This is a genomic window from Leclercia sp. UBA7405 (assembly GCF_037152215.1).
In the GTDB taxonomy this organism is placed as follows: Bacteria; Pseudomonadota; Gammaproteobacteria; order Enterobacterales; family Enterobacteriaceae; genus Enterobacter; species Enterobacter pneumoniae.
The window spans coordinates 395,416-415,189 of record NZ_JBBCMR010000003.1 but is presented as its reverse complement, the minus strand read 5'-3'; the positions used below and the strand labels follow the sequence as shown (position 1 = coordinate 415,189).

19 protein-coding genes are annotated in these 19,774 nt (G+C 56.3%); 4 read left to right on the top strand and 15 right to left on the bottom strand.

From position 1 onward, the window contains the following. Positions 1-22: 22 nt before the first annotated feature. From WFN75_RS17310 to WFN75_RS17275, 8 genes are all read right to left on the bottom strand, one after another. Entirely contained in the window at positions 23-322 is a 300-nt protein-coding gene (locus tag WFN75_RS17310; protein ID WP_046885805.1) for a YqjK-like family protein, read from the bottom strand. After that, complete coding sequence (locus WFN75_RS17305) at positions 319-717, bottom strand: phage holin family protein (protein ID WP_040073928.1); 399 nt, start codon at positions 715-717, stop codon at positions 319-321. Before WFN75_RS17305 ends, WFN75_RS17310 begins: the two co-directional genes overlap by 4 nt. Positions 718-719: 2 nt before the next feature. Then, a complete protein-coding gene (locus tag WFN75_RS17300) occupies positions 720-1,025 on the bottom strand; it encodes a DUF883 family protein (RefSeq protein WP_040073929.1) in 306 nt (101 codons plus the stop codon). Positions 1,026-1,054: 29 nt separating this feature from the next. Continuing rightward, the gene (locus tag WFN75_RS17295) at positions 1,055-1,423 is read right to left on the bottom strand and encodes a DUF1090 domain-containing protein (protein ID WP_040073930.1); all 369 of its coding nucleotides are present in this window, start codon (positions 1,421-1,423) and stop codon (positions 1,055-1,057) included. A 154-nt stretch (positions 1,424-1,577) separates the two neighbouring features. After that, positions 1,578-1,970, bottom strand: coding sequence for an EnvZ/OmpR regulon moderator MzrA (mzrA, locus tag WFN75_RS17290; RefSeq protein ID WP_336996586.1), 393 nt, complete (start codon positions 1,968-1,970; stop codon positions 1,578-1,580). Next, complete coding sequence (gene yqjA / locus WFN75_RS17285; protein WP_336996585.1) at positions 1,954-2,616, bottom strand: DedA family general envelope maintenance protein YqjA; 663 nt, start codon at positions 2,614-2,616, stop codon at positions 1,954-1,956. The genes mzrA and yqjA overlap by 17 nt, the downstream gene beginning before the upstream one ends. Before the next feature lie 348 nt (positions 2,617-2,964). Beyond that, a complete protein-coding gene (exuR, locus tag WFN75_RS17280) occupies positions 2,965-3,741 on the bottom strand; it encodes a transcriptional regulator ExuR (RefSeq protein WP_336996584.1) in 777 nt (258 codons plus the stop codon). Positions 3,742-3,861: 120 nt separating this feature from the next. Continuing rightward, positions 3,862-5,160 (bottom strand): MFS transporter, encoded by a 1,299-nt coding sequence (locus WFN75_RS17275; protein ID WP_046885808.1) that lies wholly within the window; start codon positions 5,158-5,160, stop codon positions 3,862-3,864. Positions 5,161-5,635: 475 nt separating this feature from the next. Between WFN75_RS17275 and uxaC the strand changes: the two genes are divergently transcribed. From uxaC to WFN75_RS17260, 3 genes are all read left to right on the top strand, one after another. After that, complete coding sequence (uxaC, locus tag WFN75_RS17270; protein ID WP_207292444.1) at positions 5,636-7,048, top strand: glucuronate isomerase; 1,413 nt, start codon at positions 5,636-5,638, stop codon at positions 7,046-7,048. 17 nt (positions 7,049-7,065) lie between these two features. Next, positions 7,066-8,553: a UxaA family hydrolase gene (locus WFN75_RS17265; protein ID WP_046885810.1), complete on the top strand. Its 1,488-nt coding sequence runs from the start codon at positions 7,066-7,068 to the stop codon at positions 8,551-8,553. 74 nt (positions 8,554-8,627) lie between these two features. Further along, entirely contained in the window at positions 8,628-9,182 is a 555-nt protein-coding gene (locus tag WFN75_RS17260; protein WP_233800519.1) for a YgjV family protein, read from the top strand. Between the two features lie 16 nt (positions 9,183-9,198). On the opposite strand, the gene sstT is transcribed toward WFN75_RS17260, so the two are convergent. The 4 genes from sstT to WFN75_RS17240 form a co-directional block, all read right to left on the bottom strand. After that, positions 9,199-10,440 (bottom strand): serine/threonine transporter SstT, encoded by a 1,242-nt coding sequence (gene sstT, locus WFN75_RS17255; RefSeq protein WP_336996583.1) that lies wholly within the window; start codon positions 10,438-10,440, stop codon positions 9,199-9,201. A 264-nt stretch (positions 10,441-10,704) separates the two neighbouring features. After that, positions 10,705-11,673, bottom strand: a complete 969-nt coding sequence (locus WFN75_RS17250; RefSeq protein ID WP_207292442.1) for a TerC family protein — start codon at positions 11,671-11,673, stop codon at positions 10,705-10,707. Positions 11,674-11,925: 252 nt separating this feature from the next. Continuing rightward, complete coding sequence (locus tag WFN75_RS17245; protein ID WP_207292441.1) at positions 11,926-12,924, bottom strand: Gfo/Idh/MocA family protein; 999 nt, start codon at positions 12,922-12,924, stop codon at positions 11,926-11,928. A gap of 70 nt (positions 12,925-12,994) precedes the next feature. Next, positions 12,995-13,498 carry a YgjP-like metallopeptidase domain-containing protein gene (locus WFN75_RS17240; RefSeq protein ID WP_046885815.1) on the bottom strand — a complete coding sequence of 168 codons (504 nt, stop codon included), beginning with the start codon at positions 13,496-13,498 and terminating at the stop codon, positions 12,995-12,997. An 83-nt stretch (positions 13,499-13,581) separates the two neighbouring features. Between WFN75_RS17240 and rlmG the strand changes: the two genes are divergently transcribed. Then, complete coding sequence (rlmG, locus tag WFN75_RS17235) at positions 13,582-14,718, top strand: 23S rRNA (guanine(1835)-N(2))-methyltransferase RlmG (protein WP_040073942.1); 1,137 nt, start codon at positions 13,582-13,584, stop codon at positions 14,716-14,718. 96 nt (positions 14,719-14,814) lie between these two features. Here rlmG and WFN75_RS17230 read toward each other — a convergent pair whose 3' ends face one another. The 3 genes from WFN75_RS17230 to lsrR form a co-directional block, all read right to left on the bottom strand. Continuing rightward, positions 14,815-16,836 (bottom strand): NADPH-dependent 2,4-dienoyl-CoA reductase, encoded by a 2,022-nt coding sequence (locus tag WFN75_RS17230; RefSeq protein WP_336996582.1) that lies wholly within the window; start codon positions 16,834-16,836, stop codon positions 14,815-14,817. A gap of 166 nt (positions 16,837-17,002) precedes the next feature. Beyond that, a complete protein-coding gene (lsrK, locus tag WFN75_RS17225) occupies positions 17,003-18,637 on the bottom strand; it encodes an autoinducer-2 kinase (protein WP_336996581.1) in 1,635 nt (544 codons plus the stop codon). Between the two features lie 33 nt (positions 18,638-18,670). Continuing rightward, entirely contained in the window at positions 18,671-19,642 is a 972-nt protein-coding gene (lsrR, locus tag WFN75_RS17220) for a transcriptional regulator LsrR (protein ID WP_040073944.1), read from the bottom strand. Between the last annotated feature and the right edge of the window lie 132 nt (positions 19,643-19,774).

Genomic DNA, 19,774 nt, shown 5'->3' with positions numbered 1-19,774 from the left:
TAACCCGGCCTGCGGAGTGGGGCTAATTACCTAGCTGTTGCTGGCGAAGTGTCGACTTAACCAGTCGCCATGCGGTCCATGCGCCAAAACCGCGACGTGCCCAGCGAACCAGAAGATTGGGATGGCGTACCGTCCAGATAGCCATCACGCTGCTGCCAACCAGCGCCCATGAGCGTAAGCTCAGAAAGGTATTCCAGCCGCGATCGTACGAACGCGTTACGGCTAGCCAGTCGCGACGGCTGGCGGACAGATCCAACCGCTGCTGTTGGATCTGGCTCAGCAGAAACGCCTTTCGCTGTTGACGATCTGATTTGTCACTCACGACTTGTCATCCTCCAGCAGAGACCGGTCGTTGGCCAGTTCATGACGAGTATGACGGAGCAGGCTTGACTGACGCGCTTTGCGCATCGTCCAAATCCCGCCAATCAGGGCTGCCACCAGCAATACTACGGTAGTCGCGATCATGGCGTTCAGACGATACTGCGGATCAATCGCCCAGATAATCAGCACCATCAGGCTCATCAGGCCAAAGGCGGCGAAGAGCATGGTCAGCCCCAGCATAAGCAGCATCTGGAAGAGGTTGGCCTTCTCCTCTTCAAGTTCAACCACAGCCAGCCTGACGCGTGTCTCCACGATGCCAACCAGAGTGGTTAAAATACGCTGCCCAATGCCGAGGACGTTTTTTGCAGGGCCTTGTGCTTGACGAGGATCTTCCATAATCAACGACGCGTCAGCAGGACACCCAGAACGACACCGATAGCGGCGCCAATGCCCACTCCGGTCCACGGGTTATCACGTACATATTCATCCGCGCGAGCGGCTGCTTCACGGGTCTGTTTGGCCAGCGCGTCACCTGTCTCACCCAGGCGATAACGGCTGTCTTTCAGGGCGCTTTCGGCTTTACTGCGCAGTTTGCTCAGCTCTTCCTTTGATTTGTCTGAAGAGGTATTCAGCACCTCTTCCAGGGTATCCGCCAGGGATTTCAGTTCAGCGCGCAGATGTTCCGATGTGGTATCTTTGGACATGATTCTCTCCTGTTAAGACTTCCGTTGGCTTAATAATCGCGAGACTCCAGCGCATGCAGCTCTTCCTGCGCTTCTTTCAGTTTCTTTTCACGCTTTTCGATCTTATCCGCATCGCCTTTCGCTTTTGCTTCCACCAGATCCTGACGGCGTTCGGCAATCTCTTCTTTCTGCTCAGCAATATCTTTCTGGTGTTCAGCACGCAGCTTACTGTCCGTACAGTTCGCCTGTACTTCACTCAGCGCTTTTTTCAGACCACTGATGCGGCTCTGATTGTTATGCTTTTCGGCGTAACTGATCTCACGCTTGATATCCTGTTCCTTCTCCTGACACAGGGAAGTGGCGAAAGACGCTGTGCTAATTGAAAAAAGGGCAAGACCCAGAACGATGCGGTAATTCATGATTGAAACCTTCCATTGTTAACGGCAAATCCTAACGAAATGCCGATTTTCCAGAGTGCTGCGGAGTACATCGAGAGGTGCTCCGCGTACTTAAGCATAGTAAGTAAACGGCGATATCACCAAAGTGGGTGAAAAGATTCAGAATCCTGGAAGTTTAGCCCGCCAGGCGAGAGGTATCACGCAGGCGAGTTAGCCAGAGTGCAGCCTGGTTAGGATCATCCTGTTGCGCGATGATATAACCCTGCGGCAGCGTACGGTCGAGCACCTTTTTCGCTTCAGCGCTTTGGGCGCTGGAGTCGAAGGTGATTAACAGCACGTCATTCTGAGGCGTAATGCTTTTAAATCGAATGCCATTAGCGTCCAGATGGTGCCAGATGGAAAAGCCATCTGGCACGCTCGAACCCTGAATCACCGGGCGAATCGCCAGCGTAGACTCGTGGGTCTGGAGCGCTTTCCAGACCAGCAGCATGGCGCTGAGCATACACAGCGCCATCATGGCGTAAGTAAACTGTCGCATTGAGAGGCGCACGTTAACCTCGACTCCCATGTTTTTTCTTCCACAAAACAACCAGCGAGCCAATCAGGCCAAACACCAGCAGCACCACCGGAAGCAACATCAGGCACGACATTAGTGCGTCTTCATATTTAAGGAACACGGGCGTCTTGCCGAGCGCATAGCCCAGGGTGGTCAGAATCAGTACCCACAGCAGGCCGCTCATCCAGTTGAAGAACTGAAAACGGGCGCTGTTCAGGCCGGAGAGGCCTGCTATGGTAGGTAAAAGGGTACGGACGAACGCGATGAAACGGCCAAGCAGCAGGGCGGAAAGACCATGCTTATGGAACAGATGGTGCGCACGCTGATGGTAGTGCGCCGGAAGATGCGAAAGCCAGTTCTGCACAATACGCGTATTGCCCAGCCATCGCCCCTGAATGTAGCTCAACCAACAGCCCAGGCTGGCGGCAATGGTCAGTAACACTACCGTTTGCGGGAAGGCCATCGCCCCCTTTGCGCAGAGCACCCCTACCAGCACCAGCAAGCTATCGCCCGGCAAAAACGCGGCGGGTAGCAGGCCGTTTTCAAGAAACAGAATCATAAACAGGACAAAATAGAGCATGCCAATCATGGAAGGATTGGCCAGGGTTTCGAAATCCTGGGCCCATAAGGCATTAAGTAATTGGGTAAAAAGTTCCATTCAGTGTTCCTGGAAATCGGTTAACGTCATGCCCGTCAACCGGGTCAAAACAGCACGGCGATAGTTTTTATAAAGACATTATGATCGCTCGCGGACACATTGTGTGGCCAGAACTGTTCCCTGTTAAATGGCTGGGTAAGCAAGCACTAACTTACAGAAATGCAAATTGCATCTAATTGTAACAAACCCCGCGGTTCTGCGTCACAGAATTTCGCGAGGATAATGATGTGATTTTGGCTTAACCCAGGGAGGGGACGCGAGGGTATTTACAAAGGCTGACACTATAGAGGTTTGCTTACCCACAGACGCCAGAAGGCGCAATGATGCGCCCGCCAGCAGAGAAGAAAACTATTTTGTGCCGCTTGCGGCAGTATCAAGGTGAACAACCGGATTTTCGGCAAAAAGGTAACGGTCAGCGTTAAATTCGAAGTCATCACTCGTTTCGTTAAACAGCATCTGTTTAGTGTTCTCGAGGTGCTGCCACATGGCCAGCTTCGCCGCATACGGATCTTTTCGAATCAAGGCTTTAAGGATCTGGTCATGATCGTCACACCAGTTATCCACAGTGCGTAAATCGATATGATCGTGCAGTTTTTTCCAGTACGGGTTATGAACGCGCTGAGTCCACATTTTTTCAACAATCGCCGCCAGCGCCGTGTTTTGCGTTGCGAGCGCCACCTGGACATGGAATTGCAAATCCCATTCGGAATCGCGGAAACATTTTTCCTGTCGCGCTTTATCCTGGATCTCCATCAGCTTCATGATGTCCTGTTTGGTCACCTGGGTGGCGGCAAACTCGGCGATATTACTTTCAATAAGCTGACGCGCCTGCAGAAGCTCAAAGGGGCCGTAACTGGCAAATTCCAGACTTTCGTCCGGTGCCGGGGAGTGTTTTGCCTGGCTGGAGATAACATGAATGCCTGAACCTTTACGCACTTCGACGTAACCTTCGACCTCCAGCATAATGATAGCTTCACGAACCACGGTGCGGCTGACGCTCTTCTCATCGGCAATGAAACGCTCCGCAGGCAGTTTATCGCCCACCAGATAGACGCCTTGCTCGATGCGATCTTTCAGCTCGGCAGCAAGTTGCTGATAAAGACGACGGGGTTCGTTGATTTCCATATGCGCTCCAGGCAGGGTACGGCAGATGATATTTGTTATACCACTTTTGCTAAACCCCCACCAGATTTCGCCATCAAAAAAGCCGCCCTGACAGGCGGCTTTAGTTCACACTTTTCTTCGCTAACTCTGGGCGGCGGGGCCGCCTATCGTGCTCTTTGCCAGCTCCTCGGCTGACTGGTTTTTCAGTACCGTCCAGATAACGATGGCCCCCAGCACGTCGAACACCGCCAGTACCGCGAACAGCGGGCTAAAGCCGATAGTATCTGCCAGTGCGCCCACAACCAGTGCAAACAGGGTGCTGGCGGTCCAGGCCGCCATACCGGTCAGGCCGTTGGCGGTTGCCACTTCGTTACGCCCAAAGACGTCGGAAGAGAGGGTAATCAGCGCGCCAGACAGAGACTGGTGAGCAAAACCACCGATGCACAGCAGGCCAATCGCCACGTACGGGCTGGTGAAGAGGCCGATCATGCCTGGGCCAATCATCAGCAGTGCGCCCATGGTCACAACCATCTTACGTGACACAATCAGGTTAACACCAAACCAGCGCTGGAACAGTGGCGGCAGGTAACCCCCTACGATGCAGCCCAGGTCAGCAAACAGCATTGGCATCCAGGCAAACATGGCGATCTCTTTCAGGTTAAAGCCGTAAACTTTAAACATGAACAGCGGGATCCAGGCGTTGAAGGTACCCCAGGCCGGTTCTGCCAGGAAGCGTGGCAGGGCGATACCCCAGAATTGACGGGTACCCAGAATCTGCCAGACAGACATCTTTTTACCGTTGTTGGTCTGGTGCTGTGCTTCCTGACCACCAATGATGTATTCACGTTCTTCTTCAGAGAGTTTTTTCTGATCGCGCGGGTGTTTATAGAAGACCAGCCACGCCATTGCCCATGCAAAGCTCAGCACGCCAGAGATGATGAATGCCATCTGCCAGCTGTGCATCACGATAGCCCATACCACCAGCGGCGGGGCAATCATCGCACCAATAGAAGAACCCACGTTGAAATAGCCAACGGCGATGGAGCGCTCTTTCGCCGGGAACCATTCAGAGCTGGCTTTCAGGCCGGCCGGGATCATAGCGGCTTCTGCAGCACCTACTGCGCCACGTGCCAGCGCCAGTCCACCCCAGCTGCCCGCCAGCGCGGTCGCGCCGCAGAATACTGCCCAGGTGACGGCGAAGAAGGCGTAGCCAATTTTGGTGCCGAGAATATCCAGCACATAGCCGGCAACGGGCTGCATGATGGTGTATGCCGCAGAGTAAGCGGCGATGATGTAAGAGTATTGCTGGGTCGAAATGTGCAGCTCTTCCATTAACGTTGGCGCCGCAGCCGCCACAGTGTTACGCGTCAGGTAGCCCAGCACGGTGCCAAGCGTCACCAGTGCGATCATGTACCAACGTAACCCTTTAATTTTACGCATGTAAAACCTCATCGTTATGTTATATCTGCGCTCTGGCGCAGCGCCTCTCTCGGTAAACCTGAGCGGCTTCTTTAACGGGAGGGCGTAACCGGGAGTGTCTCCCGGAACGGCCCGAACCTTGCCATAAGTGAATCGTGCATAAGTCGGTATCCGTACCGTGTATTCCGGTTGTGATAGAAACCGGTAAATCATTCCGTCGGCTTATAAATTGCGACGGCGAGAAGATAACTTGTCATACAACTTTAAAAGGTGAGTGACATCACAAAAGTGTGAATCTTTGTAAGGTCATTATCTGCGGCGAGCTAAGCCAGTGCTGGCGCGGCTTCCAGCGGCCTCTGCCCCTTTGGAGGTAATTTTTTTGTGGGCGTTTATTGATCTAACTCACGAAAAAATCTTCTGGCTCTGGAAATTGGTGTGATAACTTTGCAGCATCTGAACATAAGCTTTCTGACGCACTCGTAATGAGGATGACGATATGACCGCGTTTATGACCGACGATTTCCTGTTAGATACCGAATTTGCCCGCCGCCTGTATCATGACTATGCAAAAGACCAGCCGATTTTCGACTACCACTGCCATCTGCCGCCGCAGCAGGTTGCCGAAAATTATCGCTTCAAAAACCTGTATGACATCTGGCTGAAAGGTGACCATTACAAGTGGCGCGCCATGCGCACTAACGGCGTAGCCGAGCGCCTCTGCACCGGTGATGCGTCAGACCGCGAGAAATTTGATGCCTGGGCGGCAACCGTGCCGCACACCATCGGTAACCCGCTGTACCACTGGACGCACCTGGAATTGCGTCGTCCGTTTGGTATCACAGGCAAACTGCTGTCCCCGACCACGGCAGACGAGATCTGGGATGAGTGCAACGCGCTGCTGGCGCAGGACAAATTCTCTGCCCGCGGCATCATGAAGCAGATGAACGTGAAGATGGTCGGCACCACCGACGATCCGATTGACTCACTGGAGCACCACGCCATCGTTGCACAAGACAGCAGCTTTGATGTGAAAGTGCTGCCAAGCTGGCGCCCGGATAAAGCCTTCAATATTGAACTGGCCACCTTTAACGATTACATGGCGAAGCTTGGCGACGTCTCTGATACCGAGATTCGTCGCTTTACTGACCTGCAAACGGCTCTGACAAAACGTCTGGATCACTTCGCGGCGCACGGCTGTAAAGTGTCTGACCATGCGCTGGACGTGGTGCTGTTTGCCGATTCCAGTGAAGCCGAGCTGGACAGCATTCTGGCCCGTCGCCTGGCAGGTCAAACCCTAAGCGAACACGAAGTGGCGCAGTTTAAAACCGCCGTACTGGTCTGGCTGGGCGCGGAATATGCCCGTCGCGGCTGGGTTCAGCAGTACCACATTGGCGCGCTGCGTAATAACAACCTGCGTCAGTTCAAACTGCTGGGACCGGACGTGGGCTTTGACTCCATTAACGACCGCCCGCTGGCGGAAGAGCTCTCTAAACTGCTGAGCAAGCAAAACGAAGAGAACCTGCTGCCAAAAACCATCCTCTACTGCCTGAACCCACGCGATAACGAAGTGCTGGGCACCATGATCGGTAACTTCCAGGGCGAAGGGATGCCAGGCAAGATGCAGTTTGGCTCCGGCTGGTGGTTCAACGATCAGAAAGACGGCATGGAGCGTCAGATGACGCAGCTGGCGCAGCTGGGTCTGTTAAGCCGCTTCGTCGGGATGCTGACCGATAGTCGTAGCTTCCTGTCTTATACACGCCATGAATATTTCCGCCGCATTCTCTGCCAGATGATCGGCCGCTGGGTCGCCGCGGGCGAAGCACCGGCAGATATCCAGCTGCTGGGCGAAATGGTGAAAAATATCTGCTTTAACAATGCGCGTGACTACTTCGCCATTGAACTGAACTAAGGCCGTTAGGGGTTGATATGCAATACATCAAGATCCATTCGCTGGATAACGTTGCGGTAGCGCTGGCGGATCTGGCCGAAGGCACGGAAGTGACTTTTGATAACCAGAGCGTCACGCTTCGTCAGGCTGTTTCGCGCGGACATAAGTTTGCCCTGCGCCTGATTGCCAAAGGGGAGAATGTCGTCAAATACGGCCTGCCTATCGGCCATGCGCTGGCAGACATTGCGCCGGGTGAATTCATTCACTCCCACAATACCCGCACCAATCTGAGCGATCTGGACGAGTACAGCTATCAACCCGATTTCCAGGCCGGGGAGCAGCAGGCCGCGGATCGCGACGTGGAGATCTACCGCCGCGCCAGCGGTGAGGTGGGGATCCGCAACGAGCTGTGGATCCTGCCGACCGTCGGCTGCGTGAACGCCATGGCCCGTCAGATGCAGAACCGTTTCCTGAAAGAGACGAACAACGCCGAAGGTATCGACGGCGTTCACCTGTTTAGCCATACCTACGGCTGCTCGCAGCTGGGCGACGACCACATTAATACCCGGACCATGCTGCAAAATATGGTGCGTCACCCGAATGCCGGTGCAGTGCTGGTGGTAGGTCTCGGCTGTGAAAACAATCAGGTGGATGCCTTCCGCGAGACCCTGGGGGAGTATGATCCCGATCGCGTGCACTTTATGGTCTGTCAGCATCAGGATGATGAAGTGGAAGCGGGGCTTGAGCAGCTGCACCAGCTGTATGAGGCGATGCGCCACGATAAACGCGAGCCAGGTAAGCTGAGCGAGCTAAAATTCGGCCTCGAGTGCGGCGGTTCTGACGGTCTGTCCGGCATCACCGCTAACCCGATGTTGGGACGTTTCTCTGATTACGTGATTGGCAACGGCGGCACCACCGTGCTGACTGAAGTGCCGGAGATGTTCGGCGCAGAGCGTATTCTGATGAGCCACTGCCGCGATGAAGCGACCTTTGAAAAGACCGTGACCATGGTCAACGACTTCAAACAGTATTTTATCGCCCACAACCAGCCCATCTATGAAAACCCGTCGCCGGGCAACAAAGCGGGCGGGATCACCACCCTGGAGGAGAAATCCCTCGGCTGTACGCAGAAAGCAGGGGCCAGCCAGGTGGTTGATGTGCTGCGCTACGGCGAACGCCTGAAGACGCACGGCCTGAACTTGCTGAGCGCGCCGGGCAACGACGCGGTCGCCACCAGCGCCCTGGCGGGAGCAGGCTGTCATATGGTGCTGTTCAGTACCGGGCGCGGTACGCCGTACGGCGGCTTTGTCCCTACGGTGAAAATTGCCACCAACAGCGAGCTGGCGGCGAAGAAGAAGCACTGGATCGATTTCGACGCAGGCCAGTTGATCCACGGCAAAGGGATGCCCCAGGTGCTGGATGAGTTTGTTGATCTGATTGTTGATATTGCAAACGGCAAATCTACCTGTAACGAGAAAAACGACTTCCGTGAGCTGGCGATCTTCAAAAGCGGCGTGACGTTGTAAATCACAGGGATCGAATTAAAGCGGCGTTTCTTAAGGAAGCGCCGTTTCTTTTTGCCTGACCACAGGAAACTTTCATGACCGCGTATTGGCTTGCCCAGGGCGTTGGTGTCTTCGCCTTTCTGATCGGCATTACCACCTTCCTCAACCGCGACGAGCGGAAATTCAAAATCCAGCTCTCCCTCTACAGCGCCGTTATTGGGATCCATTTCTTTCTGATGGGAGCCTTTCCGGCTGGCTCCAGCGCCATGCTCAATACCGTGCGCACGCTTATTACCCTGCGCACCCGCAGTCTGTGGGTGATGACGGTGTTTATTGTCCTGACGGGCGGCATCGGGCTGGCTAAATTCCATCACCCCATGGAGTTGCTGCCGGTTGCCAGTACCATCGTTAGCACCTGGGCGCTGTTTCGCAGCAAAGGGCTGACGATGCGCTGCATTATCTGGTGCTCCACGCTCTGTTGGGTGATTCATAACTTCTGGTTGGGGTCGATTGGCGGGACCTTAATCGAAGGGAGTTTTCTGGTCATGAACGGGCTGAACATCATCCGTTTCTGGCGCATGCAGCGCAGGGGAATCGATCCGTTTAAAGTAGAGAAAGACTTGCGGGAAGAGCGCCCCTCCGTCCGTTGACGGAAGGGCTTGAGTGTTAACTGCGCAGGGCGTTTTTCGCCAGACGCGCCTCTTCTGCCTGGCAGGCTGCTGCGGTGAACAGTACATCGGTCGATGAGTTCAGCGCCGTTTCGCAGGAGTCCTGCAATACGCCGATAATGAAGCCCACCGCCACCACCTGCATGGCGATCTCGTTTGGAATGCCAAACATATTACACGCCAGTGGGATCAGCAGCAGCGAGCCGCCCGCCACGCCGGATGCACCACAGGCGCACAGTGAAGCCACCACGCTCAACAGCAGCGCCGTTGGCAGGTCAACCGGAATACCCAGCGTATGTACGGCCGCCAGAGTCAGTACGGTAATGGTAATCGCCGCGCCGGCCATATTCACGGTTGCGCCTAACGGAATCGACACCGAATAGGTATCGCGATCCAGGTTCAGCTTCTCGGCCAGAGCCATATTCACCGGAATGTTCGCTGCGGAGCTGCGGGTAAAGAAGGCATATACGCCGCTTTCGCGCAGGCACATCAGTACCAGCGGGTACGGATTACGACGGATTTGCCAGAAGACCAGCAGCGGATTAATCACCAGCGCGACCAGCAGCATGCAGCCAATCAATACCATCAGCAGCTGGGCATAACCCCACAGGGTGTCGAAGCCGGTGGTTGCTAACGTGGAAGAGACCAGGCCGAAGATACCGATAGGGGCGAAGCGAATCACGATTTTCACCATAAAGGTCACGGCATTGGACATATCGTTGACCAGGTTTTTCGTCGTTTCGTTACCGTGACGCAGCGCGAAGCCCAGGCCAATTGCCCACACCAGGATGCCGATATAGTTCGCATTCAGCAGGGCATCCACCGGGTTAGAGACCATGCTCATCAGCAGGCCACGCAGCACCTCAACGATGCCGGATGGTGGGGTAATGTCTCCCGCAGCGCTGGTCAGATGCAGCGTTGAAGGGAAGAGGAAGCTAAAAATGACCGCCGTCAGCGCAGCAGAAAATGTGCCTAACAGGTAAAGGAACAGGATAGGGCGGATATTGGTTTTCTGGCCGTGCTGGTGATTAGCAATAGAGGCCATCACAAGCATTAACACCAGCACCGGCGCCACCGCTTTCAGCGCGCCAACAAACAGTGTACCGAGCAGACCGGTGGCAATTGCCGCAGGTTTAGAGACCAGTGCCAATAAGATACCCAGCACCAGGCCCACCAGGATTTGTTTTACCAGGCTGCCATGCACGAGGCGTTGAAGCAGACCCGAAGATTGTGTCGTCATAGAAATTCCTAAAGTGAAATTGCGTTCCATCCTGGCCGTGATCTCAGTCACGTTTGTGTCTGGATGTAACTAAATGTTTGCCTGGTTGAGTATAAAGAATGTGCGGTAAGGGGGAAGCGCAAAATGCTGGAATTTACGCACTGCGTCATGTTTTTTAACTGTCTGTTTACATTTTTGCGGAGCAGAGCAATATCCAAAAAAAACGGCAACCCGGAGGTTACCGTTTTCAGTCGAATTTAACGCGTCAGGAGGCGATATCCGACCTTACTGCGTCTGCTGCTTTTTATCGTTCTGATGGTTCACCCAGGCGTTGATGATTAAGGTCAGCGCCAGAATGCCAAACACTATGCCCAGCGAGATGGCGATCGGAATATGATAGAAGTCGACAATCAGCATCTTAATACCGATAAAGACCAGGATAACCGACAGGCCATACTTCAGCATTGAGAAGCGCTCCGCGACGCCCGCCAGCAGGAAGTACATGGCACGCAGGCCCAGAATCGCAAACAGGTTTGAGGTCAGGACGATGAACGGGTCGGTGGTCACCGCGAAGATCGCCGGAATGCTGTCCACCGCGAAGATCACATCACTCAGCTCAACCAGAATCAGCACCAGCAGCAGCGGCGTGGCAAACAGCAGGCCATTTTTGCGCACAAAGAAGTGCTCGCTCTCGATGGTATCGGTCATGCGCAGATGGCCGCGAAGCCACTTGACCATCGGCTTTTCGCCGATGCCGGTTTCGTCCTCTTTCGCCAGCGCCATTTTGACCCCGGTGAAGAGCAGGAACGCGCCAAAGACATACAGCAGCCATTCGAACTGCGTAATCAGCCAGCTACCGGCGAAGATCATGATGGTACGCAGGACAATGGCACCCAGTACCCCATAAACCAGCACCCGGCGCTGCAACGCCGCCGGTACCGCGAAGTAACTGAACAGCATCAGCCAGACGAAGACGTTATCCACCGCCAGCGCTTTTTCAATCAGATAACCGGTGAGGAAGGCGAGCGCCTGCGGATCGGCGACAGCGCGGCCCTGGGTTGTCGCCAGGTACCACCAGAAAGCGGCGCAGAAGAGCAGAGAGAGGGTGACCCACACCAGGGACCAGGCGGCGGCTTGCTTCATGGTCATGCCGTGTTCGCCGCGACGACCCTGCAAAAAGAGGTCTATCGCCAGCATGATGAGCACGACAACCGCGAATCCGCCCCACAACATTGGAGTGCCGACAGAGTGCATAATTTTTTTCCTCGCACATAAAAAACAAAAACGGCTATGGTCGAAAGACGATAGCCGTTAGCTTTTTATGCATAGACCTCGCCTTTCGGCAAGGTCTCACTTACAACCATGAAGGTTGCCCGGCGACCGGATGCGGTTTTGCACGCATCGTAATGACGATCCACCGGCAAGGAAGTTACTCCCCTTTGCACGTAACAAAATATGTCAGGTCAATGATTTCGTCAATCTCCTGCCAGGCTTTATTACATAGCTTTACGCGGTAACTTCAGCGCTCAGACCGTCAGCGGGGAAGACCACACCGGTCTGACGGCGGATTTCCGTCTGCAGTTTCGCCGTGGTGCGGCTGACCGCGAGGCCCGGGTGATTCACTTCATTGTCTTCAACCAGTCGCGCGAATACCTCTGCCTCATAAAGCATAGTGTTAATATGCTGAGGCTGCGTCAGCTCCTGCGCTTTGCCGCCGCGCGGCACGAAGCTCAGTTTCTGGCACTCAGAGATTTTTTCAATCACCAGCGAGCCGTTTTCGCCCTGAATTTCGCTTGGCAGCACCGAATCACTCACTTTGGAGTGTTGCAGCGTGACGCTGAAATCACCGTAATCCAGTACTACTAACCCATGGGCATCGACGCCGCTCTCCAGCAGACTGGCGGTGGCGGTTACACCGTGCGGTTCGCCCCATAGCGCCACGGCACTGGCGAGGCAGTAGAACCCAATATCCATAATCGAGCCGTTAGAGAAAGCCGGATTAAAGGTGTTTGGGTTTTCGCCGTCAAGATAGCGCTGATAGCGCGACGAATACTGGCAGTAGTTGATAAAGGCTTTACGCACCTTGCCAATTTTCGGCAGGGACTGCTGCAACAGCAGGAAGTTTGGCAGGCTGGCGGTTTTGAAGGCTTCGAACAGCACCACCTGGTTTTCGCGGGCAAGCGCAATGGCGGCTTCTACTTCCTGAATATTCGAGGCCAGCGGCTTTTCGCAAATGACATGTTTTTTATGGCTGAGGAACAGTGCCGTTTGCGTAAAGTGCAGAGAGTTTGGGCTGGCGATATAGACAGCATCAATGGCATCGCTTTGAGCCATCTCTTCCAGAGAGGTAAACAGGTGTTCGACGAGATAATCACCGGCAAAAGTCTGGGCCTGTTCAAGGCTACGGGAAAAGACTGCGGTGAGTTTGAATTTGCCGGTCTCGTGGGCGGCGTCAACGAACTGACGGGTGATCCAGTTCGTTCCAATGACTGCGAAACGTATCATAAACGTTTACGTACTCCGTAGCTGGGAACCTTTAGCCACTGTAGCACGGCCGCGTGACAAAATGAGTGCGCTATTCCGCATTACCTTTTAACGATAAATGCGTAAGCCATAACCGGGTATCAAACTCCAGCTGGTGGTATTGCGGTTCCATATGGCAGCACAGGGAGTAGAACGCTTTGTCGTGCTCTTTCTCTTTCAGGTGCGCCAGCTCATGCACCACGATCATTCGCAAAAACGCCTCGGGGGCGTTGCGAAACACCGTCGCTACGCGGATCTCGGCTTTGGCTTTTAGCTTGCCGCCCTGCACGCGAGAGATGGCGGTATGCAGGCCGAGAGCATTTTTCAGTACGTGGATCTTGTTGTCGTACATCACCTTATTGATCGGCGGCGCGCTCTTCAGATACCGGTTTTTCAGATCCTGCGTATACTGCCAGAGCGCCTTATCGGTCGCGAAATCGTGCGTGCCGGGGTAGCGTTTTTCCAGCACCGCGCCCAGCTTTTGCTCGGCAATCAGGCTGCGAACCTGAGTCAGTAAGTTCTCCGGGTAGCCCTGGAGATAAGTAAGTTGGTTCATCAACGCCCCAAATCGACAATAAAACGGGTATACTCACGCACCCTTTTCAGGGATACGCCAAATTTTACCATTCAGGAGGGCCGATGAGCCACTTAGACAACGGTTTCCGTTCACTCAACCTTAAACGTTTCCCGGAAACGGATGACGTTAACCCGCTTCAGGCGTGGGAAGCGGCGGATGACTATCTGCTGCAGCAGTTGGATGACACTGAAATCAGCGGCCCGGTTCTGATCCTGAATGACGCCTTTGGCGCGCTGGCCTGCGCGCTGGCAGAGCACACGCCCTACAGCATCGGCGACTCTTACCTGAGCGAGCTGGCAACGCGTGAGAACCTGCGCCATAACGATATCGATGAAGGCAGCGTGAAGTTCCTCGACAGCACCGCGGACTACCCGCAGGCGCCGGGCGTGGTGCTGATTAAAGTGCCAAAAACCATGGCGCTGCTGGAGCAGCAGCTGCGCGCGCTGCGTAAGGTTGTCACCCCGCAAACGCGTATCATCGCCGGTGCCAAGGCGCGCGATATCCACACCTCGACGCTGGAACTGTTCGAGAAAGTGCTCGGCCCAACCACCACCACGCTGGCCTGGAAAAAGGCGCGCCTGATCAACTGCACCTTCAGCGCACCGGAACTGGCTGACGCACCCGAAACCCTGAGCTGGAAGCTGGAGGGTACCGACTGGACCATCCACAACCATGCGAACGTCTTCTCCCGCACCGGGCTGGATATTGGGGCGCGTTTCTTTATGGAGCACCTGCCGGAGAACCTCGAAGGGGAGATCGTTGACCTGGGCTGTGGTAACGGCGTGATTGGCCTGACGCTGCTGGCGAAGAACCCGGACGCCAGCGTAGTGTTTAGCGATGAGTCGCCAATGGCGGTGGCATCAAGCCGTCTGAACGTCGAAACCAACATGCCGGACGCGCTGGATCGCTGCGAGTTTATGATCAACAACGCGCTGTCGGGCGTGGAGCCTTTCCGCTTCAACGCCGTCTTCTGTAACCCGCCGTTCCACCAGAAGCACGCCCTGACGGATAACGTTGCGTGGGAGATGTTCCACCACGCCCGCCGCTGCCTGAAAATTAACGGCGAGCTGTACATCGTGGCGAACCGCCACCTGGACTACTTCCACAAGCTGAAGAAGATTTTCGGTAACTGCGTCACCATCGCGACGAACAATAAGTTTGTGGTGCTGAAAGCGGTTAAGCTGGGACGTCGTCGGTAAGATGATTACCCCCTCACCCGTCCCCTCTCCCCACGGGGGAGAGGGGACGAATACACCCTCGCCCCTGTGGGGAGAGGGCCGGGGTGAGGGGAAAAATTAAATGCTTAATGCCAGCATCGTCCCCTGCGCAATCGCCCGTCGGGCATCCAGCTCCATCGCCACATCACACCCACCAATCAGATGCACCGTTTTGCCGGCATCGCGCAGCGGATCTGCCAGATCGCGTTTCGGCTCCTGCCCGGCACATAAAATCACCTGATCCACCGCCAGCAGCTGCGACTCTCCGCCGATCGTCACATGCAGACCGTCGTCGTCGATCTTCTGGTAACTCACCGCCGGGATCATCTTCACCCCGCGTGAGAGCAGGGTGGCGCGGTGGATCCAGCCCGTGGTTTTACCCAGCCCTTCACCCGGTTTGCTGGCTTTACGCTGCAGCATCACAATCTGGCGCGGGCTTCGCGGCAGTTGCGGCCCTTCCGGGCGTAACCCACCGGACTGGTTCAGGCTGGTATCGATTCCCCATTCCACACAAAATTCGGCAATGTTCTGGCTGGTGGCCTCCCCTGGCTGACTCAGGTACATGGCGGTATCAAAGCCGATTCCGCCGCAGCCGATAATCGCCACCTTTTCGCCCACCGGCACTTTATCGCGTAGCACGTCGAGATAGCTCAGCACCTTCGGATGATCGATACCCGCGATCGCCGGGGTACGCGGGGCAATCCCGCTGGCGAGGATCACCTCGTCGAAACCGATCAGATCGGGCGCATTCACTCTCTGGTTGAGCTGCAGATCGACGCCCGTGACCTCGATCATCCGGCGGTAGTAGCGCAGCGTCTCGTAAAACTCCTCTTTGCCGGGGATCTGTTTGGCGATATTAAACTGCCCGCCAATCTCGGCCGCCGCGTCAAACAGCGTGACGCTGTGCCCTCGCGCGGCGGCATTAACCGCAAATGCTAACCCTGCCGGCCCTGCACCGACCACGGCAAGACGTTTTTTAACGATCGCCGGGATCACCGGCAGTTTGGTTTCGTGGCAGGCGCGCGGGTTGACCAGGCAGGAGGTGACTTTGCCCACAAAGATCTGATCCAGACAGGCCTGGTTACAGCCGATGCAGGTGTTGATCTCATCTGCGCGGCCGCTCTGCGCTTTAGAAAGGATCTCTGCATCGGCGAGGAACGGGCGTGCCATGGAGACCATATCGGCATCACCGCGTGAAAGCACATCGTCCGCCACCTGCGGATCGTTAATACGGTTGGTGGTCACCAGCGGAATAGAGACTTTGCCTTTCAGCTTACGCGTCACCCAACTGAACGCGGCGCGCGGCACCGGGGTAGCGATGGTCGGGATGCGCGCCTCGTGCCAGCCGATGCCGGTGTTGATGATCGTGGCCCCGGCGGCCTCTATTGCCTGGGCCAGCTGGACGGTTTCGTCGAAGGTGCCGCCGCCCTCCACCAGGTCGAGCATCGAGAGACGGTAGACGATAATAAAATCCGCACCCGCCCGTTCCCGTACGGCGCGCACCACCTCGACGGCAAAACGCATGCGGCGGGCATAATCGCCGCCCCATTCGTCGTCGCGCTGGTTGGTGCGGGCGGCAAGAAATTCGTTAATCAGGTAGCCTTCCGACCCCATGACCTCTACGCCATCATATCCTGCTTCCCGCGCCAGTGCGGCGCAACGGGCGAAGTCGTCAATCAGCGCCAGGATCTGGTCGTGGCTGAGCGCCTGCGGTTTGAAGCGGTTAATCGGTGCCTGAATGGCAGAGGGCGCCACCAGATGCGGCTGATAGCTGTAACGGCCGGTATGCAGGATCTGCAGCGCGATTTTGCCCCCCTCACGATGGACGGCGTCGGTCACGAGGCGGTGATGGTGAAGCTGGCTGGCGTCATTCAGTACCGCGCCGCCCTCCATCGTAACGCCAGAAAGGGCGGGGGCCACGCCGCCGGTCACAATCAACGCCACGCCGTGGCGGGCGCGCTCGGCGTAGAAAGCCGCCAGGCGCTCAGCGCCGTCCGGACGCTCCTCCAGACCGGTGTGCATCGATCCCATCAGTACACGGTTTTTGAGGGTGGTGAACCCCAGGTCGAGCGGGGCGAATAACGACGGGTAGCGGCTCATACTTTCTTCCAGTGTTAATTTATTGTTATGTGGTCGGATGAGTTACTAATTTAGCCAGCGGAGAGTAAAAGGGAAAAGGGGAATGCGGTGATTGTGATGGGATTCAAATATTCCCCCTCACCCTAACCCTCTCCCCACAGGGGAGAGGGGACTGACCGGTGCGGTCCTAAAGTGTTGGCTCAATGTGGTTTTCCCCCTCGCCCCTTTGGGGAGAGGGCCGCGGTGAGGGGGATACCCGCACCAGCCCAGGCGCCTGCCACATTGACGTGGTCAACCCGCTATCCACCAGCCCAAGCTGATCGGCGTACACCGTCTGCCATTTCTGCATCATGCCGTCGTACAGCTCCCGGTGTTCCGGGTTCGGCGTAAATTCGCGGCTCCATTTCACCAGCCGCTCCCCCGTTGAGGCCATATCCGCAAACAGCCCGGCGCCAGTACCCGCCGCAATTGCACAGCCGAGCGCCGTCGCCTCTTTTACCTCGGGTACACGCACCGGCAGGCCAGTGACGTCACTTAAAATCTGGCTCCATAAGGCGCCTTTCGCTCCGCCGCCCGCAAAGACCAGGCTCTCAAACGTCACCCCGGAAAAGTGCGAAATTTGCGTCAGGTTGCAGGCGGAGACAATCGCCGCGTTCTCTTCCAGCGCGCGGAATAGCGTGGCTTTGTTGCACTTTTCCGGGTCGATGGAGAGATTGATAAACGACGGTGCTGCGTGATACCACTGCTTAAAGTGCATCGCATCGGAGAAGATCGGCATCACACCGTGGGATCCCGCCGGCACGCGGCTCGCCATCTCTTCCAGCAGGCTATAGGTATCCATCCCCATCCGCTCGGCAATGAGCTTCTCTTCCGCGCAAAAGGCATCGCGGAACCAGCGCATGGTCAGCCCGGTAAAGAAGCTGATCGACTCCGCCTGGGCCATACCGGGGATGACGTGCGGGTTAACGCGAATATTCATATCAGGATCGGTTCGCACTTGCGGCAGGTTTACCACCTGCTGCCAGAAGGTGCCGCCTAATACCGCCGTTTGCCCGGCGCGCACCACCCCTAATCCCAGGCAACCCAGCTGTACGTCGCCGCCCCCCATCACCACCGGCGTGCCTTCGCGCAGGCCGCTCTGCTGCGCGGCTTCGTGGGTAATGGCCCCCAGCACGGTCCCCGTCTCTTTCACCGGAGAGAGAATATCGGCGCGCAGCCCGGCCATGTCGAGCAGCGCCGGACGCCAGTCGCGGGAGAAGAGATCTAACATGCCCGTGGTCCCCGCATTGGACGGATCGACCGCCAGCTCGCCGGAGAGTTTTGCCGCCAGCCAGTCGCTGATCATGGTGATGGTGGCGGCTTTGCGATAGATATCCGGGCGATGGTGCGCCAGCCACAGCAGGCGCGGCATGGCGCTGAGGGCCAGGGTCTGGCCGGAAACGTCATACACCTCGGATTCGAAACGGTAATCGTGGATCTCTTTAAGTTCGGCTACCTCGCGGCTGGCGCGGGCATCGACGTTGGCACAGGCCCAGATGGCCTCGCCGTTGCGGTCATACAGCACAATCCCTTCGCGCATCGAGCAGCAGGCGACGGACTGAATATCCGCCGCGTTCAGATGCGCGCGCGTCAGCGCCTGCTGAATGCACTGGCAAGCCAGCCGCCAGTTGGTATCGAGGTCAAACTCCATCGACCCAGGCACATTCTCCACGCTCAGGTGTTTCCACTCAGCCTGGCCGACGGCAATCTGGTTGCCTTGTAGATCGAAAATCACGGCGCGAACGCTGCCTGTCCCTGCATCTAACGCTAAAAGGTAACTCATGAGCATGCCTCGTGGTTTGCACGAGCTACGCCCCTATTTTGCCAGGGCCAGCACCGCGCGGGCTGTGGTCTCTTCCGTCACCAGGCCATTGATACGGCGACCTTTCAGTGCGGCATAAATCGCATCGGCTTTCTCTTCGCCACCGGCCACACCAACGATAGTGGGCAGTTGCGCCAGCTCTTCGAGGGTCACGCCGAGTAACTCCTGATGAATCTCCAGATCCTCAACCCGCTCGCCGCCGGCGTTAAGGAAGTAACCGAGAATGTCCCCCACGGCGCCCTTACGGGCGAACATCAACTGCTCTCCCTCGCTGATGTAGCCGGAGCGTAAAATCGTGGCATCGCGACGCTGGTTCACCGATCCGATACCGACTACGGCTGCATCGGCGGCCGTGGCGGCGAGGATCACATCCCTTACGCTGGCTTCACGCTTTAAGATCCCGGCAACGGATGCTGACGACACGCGCAGCGGGGCGGGGATCATGCTCACGCTACAGGCCGCATCCAGCTGGCCAATACCGGTCATATAGGGCCCGACGCCGCCCGAAAGGGTCACCAGCCGTACCTGCTGTGAACCAATAAAACCGCTTAAGTGCTGGATGCAGCTCATGGTGGTTTCACCAAATCCCACTGCCAGCAGCTGCCCGGGTTCCAGTACCCCCATTAACGACTGGGCGGCACCAATGCCCAGGCGTACGCTCATCGCTGGGGTATTCAGGGCCGGTAACACGCGGGCCAGCTTCAGGCCAAAACGCTGTTGCAGCTCGGTTTCCAGAGCCAGGCACCCCTCGTAGCGCGAGTTAATCTGTACGCGGATCACCCCCGACTGACGCCCTTTCTCCAGCAGGCGGGAGATCTTCAGGCGCGGCAGGCCTAACCGTTCGCCTATGTCGTTCTGGGTCAGGCCGTCGTGGTAGTAACACCAGGCCACGCGAGCCACCAGCTCTTCCTCTGACAGCGCCAGTCCGGCAAACCGGCTCTCTTCGACAATGCGTTTCTCGCTCATAGATGAACTCTTATAAAAATTTAGATCATATGTTCGTGATGTTGCGCCGCGAAAATGTGAGCCACGCGACAAAACGGATCTTTTAATGTGTTTGGGTAATCTCTGGATCTGAAACCATAAAACTGTGATCCC